Source organism: Suttonella sp. (genome assembly GCF_056855035.1).
Window position 1 is genome coordinate 1 of sequence record NZ_JBXGGR010000039.1, and the last position, 11,038, is coordinate 11,038.

At 51.1% G+C, this 11,038-nt stretch carries 15 protein-coding genes; 3 read left to right on the plus strand and 12 right to left on the minus strand.

The window, feature by feature from the left end:
* The 12 genes from ACJHVI_RS03620 to rph all read right to left on the minus strand — a co-directional run.
* The coding region (locus tag ACJHVI_RS03620; protein ID WP_483183260.1) for a hypothetical protein at window positions 1–207 on the minus strand (207 nt) is incomplete at its 3' end.
* 145 nt (window positions 208–352) lie between these two features.
* Complete coding sequence (ccmA, locus tag ACJHVI_RS03625) at window positions 353–1,009, minus strand: heme ABC exporter ATP-binding protein CcmA (protein ID WP_483183261.1); 657 nt, start codon at window positions 1,007–1,009, stop codon at window positions 353–355.
* A complete protein-coding gene (locus ACJHVI_RS03630; RefSeq protein ID WP_483183262.1) occupies window positions 1,006–2,289 on the minus strand; it encodes a tetratricopeptide repeat protein in 1,284 nt (427 codons plus the stop codon). Before ACJHVI_RS03630 ends, ccmA begins: the two co-directional genes overlap by 4 nt.
* Window positions 2,286–2,756 carry a cytochrome c-type biogenesis protein gene (locus tag ACJHVI_RS03635; RefSeq protein ID WP_483183263.1) on the minus strand — a complete coding sequence of 157 codons (471 nt, stop codon included), beginning with the start codon at window positions 2,754–2,756 and terminating at the stop codon, window positions 2,286–2,288. Before ACJHVI_RS03635 ends, ACJHVI_RS03630 begins: the two co-directional genes overlap by 4 nt.
* Window positions 2,753–3,481 (minus strand): oxygen-insensitive NADPH nitroreductase, encoded by a 729-nt coding sequence (gene nfsA, locus ACJHVI_RS03640; protein WP_483183264.1) that lies wholly within the window; start codon window positions 3,479–3,481, stop codon window positions 2,753–2,755. Before nfsA ends, ACJHVI_RS03635 begins: the two co-directional genes overlap by 4 nt.
* A 4-nt stretch (window positions 3,482–3,485) precedes the next feature.
* The gene (locus ACJHVI_RS03645; RefSeq protein ID WP_483183266.1) at window positions 3,486–4,034 is read right to left on the minus strand and encodes a DsbE family thiol:disulfide interchange protein; all 549 of its coding nucleotides are present in this window, start codon (window positions 4,032–4,034) and stop codon (window positions 3,486–3,488) included.
* A complete protein-coding gene (locus tag ACJHVI_RS03650; RefSeq protein ID WP_483183267.1) occupies window positions 4,031–5,974 on the minus strand; it encodes a heme lyase CcmF/NrfE family subunit in 1,944 nt (647 codons plus the stop codon). The genes ACJHVI_RS03645 and ACJHVI_RS03650 overlap by 4 nt, the downstream gene beginning before the upstream one ends.
* Window positions 5,971–6,435, minus strand: coding sequence for a cytochrome c maturation protein CcmE (gene ccmE, locus ACJHVI_RS03655; RefSeq protein WP_483183268.1), 465 nt, complete (start codon window positions 6,433–6,435; stop codon window positions 5,971–5,973). The genes ACJHVI_RS03650 and ccmE overlap by 4 nt, the downstream gene beginning before the upstream one ends.
* Window positions 6,432–6,611: a heme exporter protein CcmD gene (gene ccmD / locus ACJHVI_RS03660; protein WP_483183269.1), complete on the minus strand. Its 180-nt coding sequence runs from the start codon at window positions 6,609–6,611 to the stop codon at window positions 6,432–6,434. The genes ccmE and ccmD overlap by 4 nt, the downstream gene beginning before the upstream one ends.
* Window positions 6,611–7,348, minus strand: a complete 738-nt coding sequence (locus tag ACJHVI_RS03665; RefSeq protein ID WP_483183270.1) for a heme ABC transporter permease — start codon at window positions 7,346–7,348, stop codon at window positions 6,611–6,613. Before ACJHVI_RS03665 ends, ccmD begins: the two co-directional genes overlap by 1 nt.
* Before the next feature lie 101 nt (window positions 7,349–7,449).
* Window positions 7,450–8,052 (minus strand): RdgB/HAM1 family non-canonical purine NTP pyrophosphatase, encoded by a 603-nt coding sequence (rdgB, locus tag ACJHVI_RS03670; protein ID WP_483183271.1) that lies wholly within the window; start codon window positions 8,050–8,052, stop codon window positions 7,450–7,452.
* The gene (gene rph, locus ACJHVI_RS03675; protein WP_483183273.1) at window positions 8,049–8,771 is read right to left on the minus strand and encodes a ribonuclease PH; all 723 of its coding nucleotides are present in this window, start codon (window positions 8,769–8,771) and stop codon (window positions 8,049–8,051) included. The genes rdgB and rph overlap by 4 nt, the downstream gene beginning before the upstream one ends.
* A 139-nt stretch (window positions 8,772–8,910) precedes the next feature.
* On the opposite strand from rph, the gene ACJHVI_RS03680 reads away from it, so the two are divergent.
* From ACJHVI_RS03680 to ACJHVI_RS03690, 3 genes are all read left to right on the plus strand, one after another.
* Complete coding sequence (locus tag ACJHVI_RS03680; RefSeq protein ID WP_483183276.1) at window positions 8,911–9,765, plus strand: YicC/YloC family endoribonuclease; 855 nt, start codon at window positions 8,911–8,913, stop codon at window positions 9,763–9,765.
* Window positions 9,766–10,165: 400 nt separating this feature from the next.
* Window positions 10,166–10,405: a hypothetical protein gene (locus ACJHVI_RS03685; protein WP_483183274.1), complete on the plus strand. Its 240-nt coding sequence runs from the start codon at window positions 10,166–10,168 to the stop codon at window positions 10,403–10,405.
* A 25-nt stretch (window positions 10,406–10,430) separates the two neighbouring features.
* Complete coding sequence (locus ACJHVI_RS03690; protein WP_483183275.1) at window positions 10,431–10,685, plus strand: hypothetical protein; 255 nt, start codon at window positions 10,431–10,433, stop codon at window positions 10,683–10,685.
* Window positions 10,686–11,038 lie beyond the last annotated feature (353 nt).

Sequence of the window (11,038 nt, forward strand, 5' to 3'; positions counted from 1 at the left end):
GATGATTTTGTCTGCCATCTTTTTTGACCTGTTTTGAGCCACAGAAAAAGCATTTTTTGTGTTCAAAGCTTTTGACCTCGCTAAAAGCCTTACAGAATAAGGCTTTTCAAACTTTTTAGCACCTAAAATGTCCCTTTGCCCATATTTTAAGTAATGTCGGATACAAGTATCCGACCTACCCGTTTGAAAAACGGTTAATTTTGCCATGAATTTACTATATAAACTTTCTATATTAAGCTAAAAAACTTTGTAGCAAGCGTAATCTAGGTTAAAAAACGCATTTCTTTCAGGTTGTTTTCAATCCTAAAATATAGTCGGTTTTTATTTTCTGCCGTTTTGATGATAGAGCCTGTTAAAAACTGTCCTCGTCCCAGTCTTGATTTGCTCCTGCGGTGCTTTGAGCAGGACTTAAATTGCTAAGGTCTATTTGCCTGAGTTTGTCTGCCGTCATGGGAAAGTGTTGGTGTGAGGTCAGGAGGATGGCGCCGCCTTTGTCGATGTGGTTTTCGCAATGTGCGGCGAGTACGGCGGCAGTTTTGATATCCAATGCGGTCAGGGGTTCGTCCAGCAGCCATAATGCGGGGCTAGGCAGCCATAGGCGGGCAAGTTGTACGCGGCGCTGTTGCCCTGCTGAGAGGTGGCGGGCTTGGCGTTGGGCAAGATGTGCGATGCCCATTTGTGCTAGGGCTTGGGGGATGGCGGCATGAGCCGCTGTTTTGTTCATGCCGTGATAGAGGCGCGCTGCCATGTAGAGATTTTCCGCGACGCTAAGCAGTCCTTTGATGCCGGGGCGGTGTCCTAAATAGAGCGCTTCGCTATGGCGAACAATGTTGCCGGCGCTAATTGGTAATAGTCCAGCAAGGGCTTGCAGCAGGGTGGTTTTGCCGCTGCCGTTTTCGCCAATCAGATGAATGGCTTGTCCTGCTGAAATATCCAACGAGGCTTGGCGGATGATGAGATGCTGACCGCGTAAGATGCTGATGTTTTCCGCGCTGATGAGTGAGGTCATGGCTTGAAGTGCAGTTCGATGCTGCGGCTGTCGTCTGCCGCTGTTTCCAAAAGATAGGCGGCATTGTCGCCGACGGTACCCGAGGGGCTGAGCAGAGCGCGGATGACCAGTTGCGGATGTTCGCTCAGCGAGGCGCCTGCCATGCTGTCGGCATCGCTGATGTTGATGTCTTGCGCGGCTTGCGGCGGGAGCATTTTTACCGCTAAGGGCATTTTCTGTCCTGCCGGCGCGATGATGACGAATAGTCGGGCGGTGGCAGGCAGTTGCGCTAGGATTTCGGGCGCAATGCTGACGCTGATGGCATAGCTTTTGTTTGCGCTGGCGTTTGCTTGGTTTTGGGTGTGAGGATTATCGCTGCTGATGTTCTGCTCTTGGCTTGCGCTGCCAGAGTCTAGCTGTTGTCGGGCTTTGTCTGCCGCTTGGCGTATGGCAGGGTAAAGCGGGTCGTCTTGGGGAAGGAGTGTCAGCAATTGCTGCCATAGGGGCAGGGCTTTGTCCATTTGTTGATGCTGCTGATAGGCGGAGGCTAGAAAGAGCAGGGCGAGGCTGTTATCCGGCTCGACGGCGAGCAGTTTGTGCAGTTTCTGCATCACTTCCGGCGCCGGCGGCTGCTCGGGATTGGCAAGGGTTTTGGCTTGCACCCATGCCAAGATATGGTTGGTGGCATCGGGTTGCAGATGGTCGATGCGATCATAGACCGGCGCGGCGAGTTCAAACAGTCCTAATTCGCTGTAGCAATGTCCTAGGGCGTCCAGCTGAATGATGTCGCTGCGATCCAGTTGGCGTTGCAGGGCTTGGCAATAGACAAGCAGCGGGGTGTGGCTGCTGCCTGCGGGGAAAAAGCCGGAGCTGTTGACCTGTTGGTTGATGTTTTGTTTAAAGGCGGCTTGATCGAGCAGGCTTTTGCCATAGATTTTATGCTGGGCGATTTCTGCGCCGATGCTGTGATATAACCCCTGCCAGCGCTGCATTTCCGCGCCGCCGCGCAGCTGCCATGCCATGATGGCAAGGCAAAAGCATGCCGGCACCAGCAGATACATGATGCCGGAGAGTTTGCCTTGCGCGCCGCTATTGCCTTTGCCGAGCAGGGCGGCGAGTTCTTGGTAGAGGCGGTAATCTCTTTCACTTTGTCCTTGCGGGTCTTTATCGGCATCGCTGTGTTCTTGGTATTGGGCAATGAGGCGGCGGGCTTCTTCTTCGCGCGCGATAATCGGCGCCGGACGTCCGCCCAGTAGGTAGATGAGGCTGGCGATGGTCAGCAGTATGAGCAGGTAAATCATGAGTCCACCTTGCCGTATTGCTTGAGCCATGCCTGTAATTGCGCTTCTTGTTCGGGATTGAGGCGCTGCTGTTTATGTTGTCGGCTGTGGCGGATAAAGAACCAGAAGCCGAGGGCAAAGAGCATGAATGTGATAGGGGCAAACCACAGAATGACGGTGTTTTTTTGCAGGCGCGGCGCATAGGTAATGAAATCGCCGTAGCGTTCTACCAGATAATCTGTGATTTCATCGCCGTTTTTGCCGGCTTTGATTTGCTCGGCGATGAGGTCGCGCAATTGTTTGGCAAGCGGGGCATTGGATTCGGCGATGTCTTGGTTTTGACAGGTGGGGCAGCGGATGACGCGCACCATTTCCTGATAGAGGGCTTTTTCTTCCTGCGTGTCGAATTGGCTGCCGCTGTCAATGGCTTGCGCATGGCTGACATGGATGCCGAAGCTGAGTGCGAGTATGCAAATAAGGCGTTTCATAACTGCCAAAATCCCTGTGATTGTAAAACGTCGGCAATTTCTTGACGGCGCAGTTGGCTGAAAAAGTCGCGCATTTGCCTCGTCCATTGCAGGTTTTTTTGTCCGCGTGCGCGGGCGGCGTAATAGGCTTGCACTTGCGCGTCATAATCGGCGAGGTGTCGGGCGCGTTCGTGGCTGTCGTAGCGGTTTTGATGATAAATTTCTGCCATCGGCAGACGCGGTTTTTGTTCGCTGTCGGCATCGGCGGCGGGATAGCCCAGAGCGATGCCGAATAGGGGGAAGGTAAAGCGCGGCAATTCTAATAAGCGGATGACCTCCGCGACGTGATTGCGCAATGAGCCGAGATAGCAGCAGCCGATGCCTAAACTTTCCGCGGCGATGCAGAGGTTTTGCGCCGCAAGGCTGGCATCAATGGCGGCAACTAGCAGATTTTCGGCGCTGCCGAGGTGTTGTTGGTCTTCCAGTAAATCGGCATGGCGGTTGAAATCGGCAATAAAGACGAGTAAACGGGCGCTGTTCAAAGCATGGGCTTGTCCGGAGATAGCGGCAAGAGCTCGTTTGAGCGCGGGGTCTGTGATGCCGATAATGCTGTAGGCTTGCACATAGTGCGAGGTGGGTGCGGCTTGTGCACCGGTAATCAGGCGGTGCAGGGTTTCTTCTGCAATGCTTTGCTCGCTGAATTGTCGCACGCTGCGATGAGAAAGAAGTAAGTCGATAGTATTCATAGTCTTATTTTTTGAGCAATGGGAGGAATTGCTGCTGCCAAATGCCGGCATTTAAGGGTCCGGCATAGCGGTGCAAGATGCTGCCGTCCGCGCCGATTAGGAAGGTTTCGGGCGCGCCGTAAACGCCTAGATCGATAATGGTCGCGCCGCTAATATCGGTCAGGGTTTGCTGATAGGGATTGCCCAGTTCTTGTAAAAAACGTTGGGCATCCGCCTGTTCATTGGGATTGTTTGCCGGCCAATTAAGTCCGACAATGGGAATGGTTTTGCTCAGTTGCAAGAGATAGGGATGTTCGGTGTAGCAGGCGGGACACCAGCTGCCCCACACGTTGAGCAGATAGGGTGGCTGCGGCATGTCTGCAAGACTGCGCATTTCGCCGCTGAACAAATCGGGCAGTTCTAATTTGATTTGCTGCGTGCTGTTGATGTTTTTGCCGACGGCGGTATTTTCCAAGCTGCGCGGGTCTTTGCCCAGTCCTTTGACAAAGAAAAAGAGCAGTCCCGCAAAAGCACCCAATAAAATGACGGCAAGTAGGATTTGTTTGTTTTTCATGCGATATTCTCTTTGAGGCGGCTGCGGTAGGCGCGGTCGAAAGCGGCGACGATGCCGCCTAATGCCATGATTAAAGAACCGATCCATACCCAGCTGATAAAGGGTTTGTATTGCACGCGTACCGCCCATGTGTTCGCGCCGATTTCTTCGCCCATCGCGATGTATAAATCATGGCTGGGGGTGACGAAACGGTCGGATTCGGTCATCGGCATGGTTGAGGAGAAATAATTGCGTTTGGCGGGCAGAAGCAGGGCGGCAAATTGCGCGTCGCTGTCTTTTTGCAGCAAAAAACGTCCTTGCACGGAGCGGTAGTTTGCGCCGCTGTAGCTTTGCAGTCCTGTGAGCGTGATGCGGTAATCGTGCATTTGAATGCTGTCGCCTTCTTTGATGCTGATATCACGTTCTTCATCATAAAGAGAAGCACCGGTAATGCCGAAAATCATCACGATTAAGCCTGCGTGCGCCAGTAGCATGCCGGCAATAGCGCCACGCGGTTTCAGGGCTTTGCTGCCTTGCTGCTTAATCCGTTCGAGGTAATCAATCAATACCGCCGCTAAAGCAAAGGCGCTTAAAAAGATGCTGAGGGCAGCGGTGCGTTGCCAATGCGGCAGCAGCCATTTCATGCAGATTGCGGTTAATACGGCGGCGAAAACAAGGGCAATGCCAAGATGCGGCTTCAGGCGCTGTAGGCGGTCGCGCTTCCAGCGTAAGAGCGGATAAAAACCCATTAAAAAAAGCATCAGCAGCGCCAACGGCACGGTAAAGCGGTTGAAATAGGGTGCGCCGACCGAGATTTTGCCTAGTGAGAGTACGTCTGCCACTAAGGGATAAAGGGTGCCGACAAAGACGACCAGGCACAATCCCGAGAGCAGCCAATTATTGATGAGCAGCCCCGTTTCTTTAGAAAAGATGGCGTAATTGCCGCTGTGGCTGATGGTATTGGCGCGCATAATCAATAGGATAAGCGCCGGTAAGCTGATGGCAATCAAGAGGGCGAGAATAAAGATGCCACGCGTGGCATCGCTGGCAAAGGCATGGACGGACGTCAGCACGCCGGAGCGGACTAGGAAGGTGCCGATCAGACATAAAGAGAAGGTCGAAATGGCAAGCAACGCCGTCCAAATGCGGAACAGACTGCGTTTTTCCGAGGCGATTAAGCTGTGAATCAGAGCGGTGCCGAGCAGCCAAGGCATCAATGAGGCGTTTTCTACAGGGTCCCAAAACCACCAGCCGCCCCAGCCGAGTTCGTAATATGCCCAATAACTGCCGAGGCTGATACCCAATGTCAAACTCAGCCATGCCCAGAGTGTCCACGGGCGGGCACGGCGCAGCCATAAACTGTCCAAACGTCCCTGCCATAAGCCGGCAAGCACAAAGGCAAATGCCACGGCAAAGCCGACATAGCCTGCATAGAGCAGAGGCGGATGGAAGATGAGTCCGGGGTCTTGCAGGAGGGGATTGAGATCGCGTCCGTCAAAGGGCGCAAAATCATAACGCGCAAAGGGGTTGGAGGTCAGCAATATAAAGAGATAAAAGCCTAGGGCAATATAGGAGAGTATGCCCAATACGCGGGTGCGGAAACCGGCAGGCAGGCTGCGGCTGAAGATGGCGACGCAGTATGTCCATAAATTGAGCATCCAAATCCAAAGCAGCAAAGAGCCTTCGTGTCCGCCCCAAATCGCGGTGATGCGGTAATACCAAGGCAGGAGGCTGTTGCTGTGGTTGGCGACGTACTGGAGGGAAAAATCATTGCCGTAAAAGGCGATGCCTAAGCCCAACATGCTGAAGCTGCATAAATAAAACTGCAATTTGCCGGCTTGTAAGACCAGCTGCGTGCTGCGGAGTTTGTCGGCGGCGAATAAGGCGCTGACGACGGCAATCGCGGCAACCGCCGCAGCTAAGATAAGCGCGTAATGTCCGAATTCTCCCCAGTCGATCAAGGCGCACTTCCTTGCTGGCTTTTGTGTTGGTAGCCGCTTTTTTCCATATCCGCTTTGACTTCGGACGGCATATAGTTTTCATCATGTTTGGCTAAAATTTCGGTGGCGCGGAATTCGCCGTCGCTGCCGAGCGTGCCGCGGGCGATAACACCTTGCCCTTCGCGGAATAAATCAGGCAAGATGCCGCTGTAGCGAATCGGCAGTTCGGGATGACGAAAATCGGTAATGCGGAAAGAGATGTTCAAGGTTTCGCCTTCGCGTTGCAGACTGCCTGCCGCAACCATGCCGCCGACACGGATGCCCGCTTGGTCTTTAGGCGCTTCGCCGGCAGCGATTTGCTTTAATGAGTAGTAATGGTTTAAATCACTGCCCATGGCATAAATCATCAACCCGATGGCGATGGCGCAGACGGAAAAAATCCCCGTAACGAGATATAGGCGTTTCTTTTTAATCGGTTTCATGATGATGTATCTGCCTCTTTTTTGAGCGCGGCAAGCTGTGCTTGCAGGCGTTTATAACGGATATGGGTGATGAGATGAATGGCGATTAATCCCGTTAGTACAAGGGCGTAAGCCGTCCATACATAAGCACCGTGCTTACCCATCTGTAAAAATTCTGCGAAATTGGCAAATGCCATTAGACCTCCAATAAACGCTTAATCCGCGTTTTTAAAATTTGATTCTGCATTTCCCGAATCACATAAGCGAAAAAGAGCATATAAAACGCCGCCAGACAAATCAGCAGCGGATACAGCATGCTGCTGCTGATTGAGGGGGCGGAGGCTTTGAATAAGGTCGCGCCCTGATGCAGGGAATTCCACCAAATCACGGAATAGTGAATAATCGGAATATTGATGACGCCGACAATGGCGAGAATAGCGCTTAGGCGATCGGCTTGATCGCGGTTGTCAATGCTCATTTGCAGGCTCATGTAGGCAATATAGATAAAGAGCAGAATCAATTCGGAGGTCAGGCGGGCATCCCAAGTCCAATAGGTGCCCCAAGTAGGTTTGCCCCAAATTGCGCCGGTTAATAAGGCAAGCGCGGTGACTAATGCGCCGAAAGGTGCAGCAGCACGGGCGAAAATTGCCGCCAAGCGCATGCGCCAAACAAAATAAATGAAGGAAGAAACCGCCATCATGACATAAATCGACATCGACAAAGCCGCGCTCGGCACATGGATATAGATGATGCGGAAAGAGTTTTTCTGCTGGTAATCCATTGGTGCAAATGCCAGACCCCAAATGATGCCGACCGTCAGCAGCAGCCAAGCCAAGGGGCTGAGCCAAGGCAGGATATTGCCGCTTAAGCGGTCAAAACCTGCCGGACTGTTCCATTGATGCGCCCATTTTTCCAGACGTTTCCAAAAATTCATGATGATAATGCCATTATTAAAATTTAAGGGCTATTATAGCCTCGAGCTAAGAAGAAAAAAACCGTCGGCAAATGAATGAAATGGCATTTGCCTAAAAAAGTCTAGCTTTCTTTTGCATAAAGCGGATGCAATTGTCGCATCAAGGACTGCATGGCTTGACCGCGATGGCTGAGGGCATTTTTCTCTTCGGGACTTAACTGCGCGCTGGAGCAGTTAATGCCTTGTGGGATAAATAGCGGGTCATAACCAAAACCGTTTGCGCCGCTGACAGATTGCGCAATGCTGCCTTGCCAGATGCCCTGCGCGATAATCGGCAAAGGGTCGTCGGCATGGCGCAGGTAAGCAATAATGCAGACGAAATAGGCTTTGCGCGCTGCGCTATCCGCAAGTTCTGTAAGCAGTTTGGCATTATTGGCGGCATCGTCGCCGTGGCGGCCTGCATAACGGGCGGAATAGACGCCGGGCGCACCGCCCAATGCAGGAACGACTAAGCCCGAATCGTCTGCCAAAGCTGCTTTGCCGCTGGCTTTGGCGGCATGACGCGCTTTAATCAGGGCGTTTTCGACAAAGGTGCCGGCATTTTCTTCCGCTTCGCCGATGCCTAATGTGCCTTGGGCGATAATGTTTAGGTTTAAGTCTGAAAACAGGGCGTTGAACTCGGCGATTTTGCCAGCATTATTGCTGGCTAAAACGATGTCGCTCATGCGCCCAGTCCTAAGACGCGGCGCTGCTCCGCGATGATTTCCTGAATGCCTTTTTCCGCCAAGTCGAGCATTTGATTCATTTCTTCGCGGCGGAAAGCATGTCCTTCGGCGGTGCCTTGTATTTCGATGAAAGCGCCGGCATCGTTCATGACGATATTCATATCGGTTTCCGCTTCGCTGTCTTCGGCGTATTCCAAATCCATTACGGGGCTGCCGTTGTAAATGCCTACCGATACCGCCGCCAATTGTCCGTGCAGGGGATTGTTTTTCAATTTGCCTTGCGCCATTAATTTGCGGATGGCTGCCGCCATAGCGACAAAGCCGCCGCTAATGGCGGCGGTACGCGTGCCGCCATCGGCTTGCAAGACATCACAATCGATAGTGATGCAATGTTCGCCTAGGGCTTGTAAATCGACAACGGCGCGCAAAGCCCGTCCGATGAGACGCTGAATTTCTACCGTACGTCCCTGCTGCTTGCCGCGGGCGGATTCGCGTGCTGTGCGTTCATGTGTGGCACGCGGCAGCATGCTGTATTCCGCCGTGACCCAGCCTTGGTTTTTGCCGCGCAGAAAGGGCGGTACTTTGTCTTCGACGGTAGCAGTGCAGAGTACTTTCGTCTTGCCGATGCTGATGAGGGCGGAGCCTTCCGCATAGCAATTCACATCACATTCAATATTGAGCGGGCGCATTTGATCCGCAAGACGATGACTGGGGCGCATAATTATCCTTATCTATAAAAGTTTGAAATAAAAACGCGGCATTTTAGCAAAAAAAGCGGCGGCAAAAGCAATGAAATTGCCTGCAAAAACGTGTACAGTGGGCTTTTTGCAGCTAAGACCAAAGGATGATGTCGTGAGAATGAGTATGACCGCATTTGCGGGGAGTGAAGGAAGTTTTGCGGATTTTTCTTACTCGATTGAAATTAAAACGGTGAATCATCGTTTTTTGGAAGTGCAGGTCAAATTGCCCGAGGGAATGCGCAGCATTGAAAACATTATCCGCCAAAAATTTCAGCAAGCCCTGTATCGCGGCAAAGTGGATATTTGGATTGGTGTGAAGCGGTTGCAGGCCGGTCGGGAAGTGAGCTTAAATCCGGCGATTATGAAACGCTGGCTATTGGCTTTCTCCGACAGCGGCGTGATGCAGTCGTTGGGCAAACCCGATTGGCAGACAATGCTGAATTTGCCTGGCGTATTGGTCGAATCGGCGGTTGACCAAGAGGGGCTGAATCAAGCGGTTTTGGAATCTTTAGATACCGCGATTGCCAATTTATTGGAGATGCGCGAGCGCGAAGGCGAGCAAATCAAGCAGGTATTATTAGAGCAATTGGAGCAGATTGAAAAGCAGATGCAGGCGATTGATACCGCAGTGCCGCAGATTGAGCGGCAGCGCCGCGAGCAATTGCAGGAGAAAATCGCCGCTTTGCAGATTGAAATAAATCAAGAACGGCTTGAGCAAGAAATTGTTTTTATGCTGAATAAAAGCGATATACGGGAAGAAATCGACCGCATTCGCTTTCATGTTCAGGAAGCGCGGCAAAGTTTGAACGAGCAAAGCGCTATCGGGCGCAAAATGGATTTTCTCATGCAGGAATTTAACCGCGAAGCCAATACGCTTAGCGCCAAAGCCAGCGACAATTTATTGAGCAAAGCGGCAGTGGATTTGAAAGTGATTATCGAACAAATGCGCGAACAAGTGCAGAATTTGGAGTAAGTTCGTAAGTATAAATCTGCCTAAAGTTTGTATATTTTTTGTTCTTAGATTCAAGCTTGAAGTACGGCATTTAGTACATGTTTATTTTTCTGATCTGCGTCTTTATTAGTTGGTCTTGCTTGTTTACTCCAATTTTTAGGAGCGCTCATTTTAAGAGCTGCTTCGTTTGGCTATGTGCCGCGTATTGAAGTGATGCCCGAAACCGTGTCGGCTTATGCAGCAGGGCATGCTGATTGCGCGACTATCCCGAAAGCGTTTGCCGTGCATACGTGGAAGAGGGCTATTTTGATGCGATTAAACCGCGAAATAATAAAGCGCAACAAGACAATAAGACTTAAGCTATAATTGCAGATGCTAATCCATGTCGGATTTGGCGCATCACTTAATTTAAGGAGTTATTATGACAACTTTAGAAGCTGAGAAATTAAAAGCGGAAATCAATTTAATGTTGGCGCAAATGCAGAAGATTAATGCGGAAATGCAAAAGATGAATGCAGAAACCCAAAAAATCAATGCAGAAACGGAAAAAGCACAAAAAGAAAGCATGAAATTGATTAAAGAAACGGTCTATTATCCGTTGGTTGTTGGAGCAGGTGCATTTGCAGCTGTTTATGCGGTTATCAAACTGTTCATGCATTAACGGAGGGGGCGCAAGCCCCTTTTTTATGAAACCTGAAAAACTTAATAAAAATCTTGATATGCAGCATCTGCGTCAATTGGTTGATGATATTGGATTGGCGCAAAACGAAATTGCACGCGTCCTCGAAGTACCTAAACGTGAATTTAGAGCTTATTTGAGCAATCCTCAAAATGCCAGTTATCGCCAAATGCCCTACGTCGTCTATTATGCCTTGAGCGTCTGGGCAGCCTACTGCCGATACGAACGAAAAACCGCTAGCAATAATAGCCTATCTGAGTAGCCGCGCCCCTCATCGTCAAGATACAGCCCAACCCCCACGCCAGCCCGAAGGGCGTCGGCGTAAGGCGTCAAGGGGCGGCAGCCCCGTACCGACCGAAGCGCTGCGAAGCCAGCCCCCTAACGTTTTAATAGCCCCGATGGTGGCATCGCCGCGGACACTTAGACACCCCTAAAGGTTGCTCGCCCTTAGTCAGCAAAAAAAATCTGAAAAATAGGGCAAAGGGACATTTTAGGTGCTAAAAAGTTTGAAAAGCCTTATTCTGTAAGGCTTTTAGCGAGGTCAAAAGCTTTGAACACAAAAAATGCTTTTTCTGTGGCTCAAAACAGGTCAAAAAAGATGGCAGACAAAATCAT

Excerpts from the sequence above, each read along its gene's own strand:
- ccmA (WP_483183261.1), bottom strand. The coding sequence starts at position 1,009 with ATGACCTCACTCATCAGCGCGGAAAACATCAGCATCTTACGCGGTCAG.
- ACJHVI_RS03630 (WP_483183262.1), bottom strand. The coding sequence starts at position 2,289 with ATGATTTACCTGCTCATACTGCTGACCATCGCCAGCCTCATCTACCTA.
- ACJHVI_RS03635 (WP_483183263.1), bottom strand. The coding sequence starts at position 2,756 with ATGAAACGCCTTATTTGCATACTCGCACTCAGCTTCGGCATCCATGTC.
- nfsA (WP_483183264.1), bottom strand. The coding sequence starts at position 3,481 with ATGAATACTATCGACTTACTTCTTTCTCATCGCAGCGTGCGACAATTC.
- ACJHVI_RS03645 (WP_483183266.1), bottom strand. The coding sequence starts at position 4,034 with ATGAAAAACAAACAAATCCTACTTGCCGTCATTTTATTGGGTGCTTTT.
- ccmE (WP_483183268.1), bottom strand. The coding sequence starts at position 6,435 with ATGAAACCGATTAAAAAGAAACGCCTATATCTCGTTACGGGGATTTTT.
- ccmD (WP_483183269.1), bottom strand. The coding sequence starts at position 6,611 with ATGGCATTTGCCAATTTCGCAGAATTTTTACAGATGGGTAAGCACGGT.
- ACJHVI_RS03665 (WP_483183270.1), bottom strand. The coding sequence starts at position 7,348 with ATGAATTTTTGGAAACGTCTGGAAAAATGGGCGCATCAATGGAACAGT.
- rdgB (WP_483183271.1), bottom strand. The coding sequence starts at position 8,052 with ATGAGCGACATCGTTTTAGCCAGCAATAATGCTGGCAAAATCGCCGAG.
- rph (WP_483183273.1), bottom strand. The coding sequence starts at position 8,771 with ATGCGCCCCAGTCATCGTCTTGCGGATCAAATGCGCCCGCTCAATATT.
- ACJHVI_RS03680 (WP_483183276.1), top strand. The coding sequence starts at position 8,911 with ATGAGTATGACCGCATTTGCGGGGAGTGAAGGAAGTTTTGCGGATTTT.
- ACJHVI_RS03685 (WP_483183274.1), top strand. The coding sequence starts at position 10,166 with ATGACAACTTTAGAAGCTGAGAAATTAAAAGCGGAAATCAATTTAATG.
- ACJHVI_RS03690 (WP_483183275.1), top strand. The coding sequence starts at position 10,431 with ATGAAACCTGAAAAACTTAATAAAAATCTTGATATGCAGCATCTGCGT.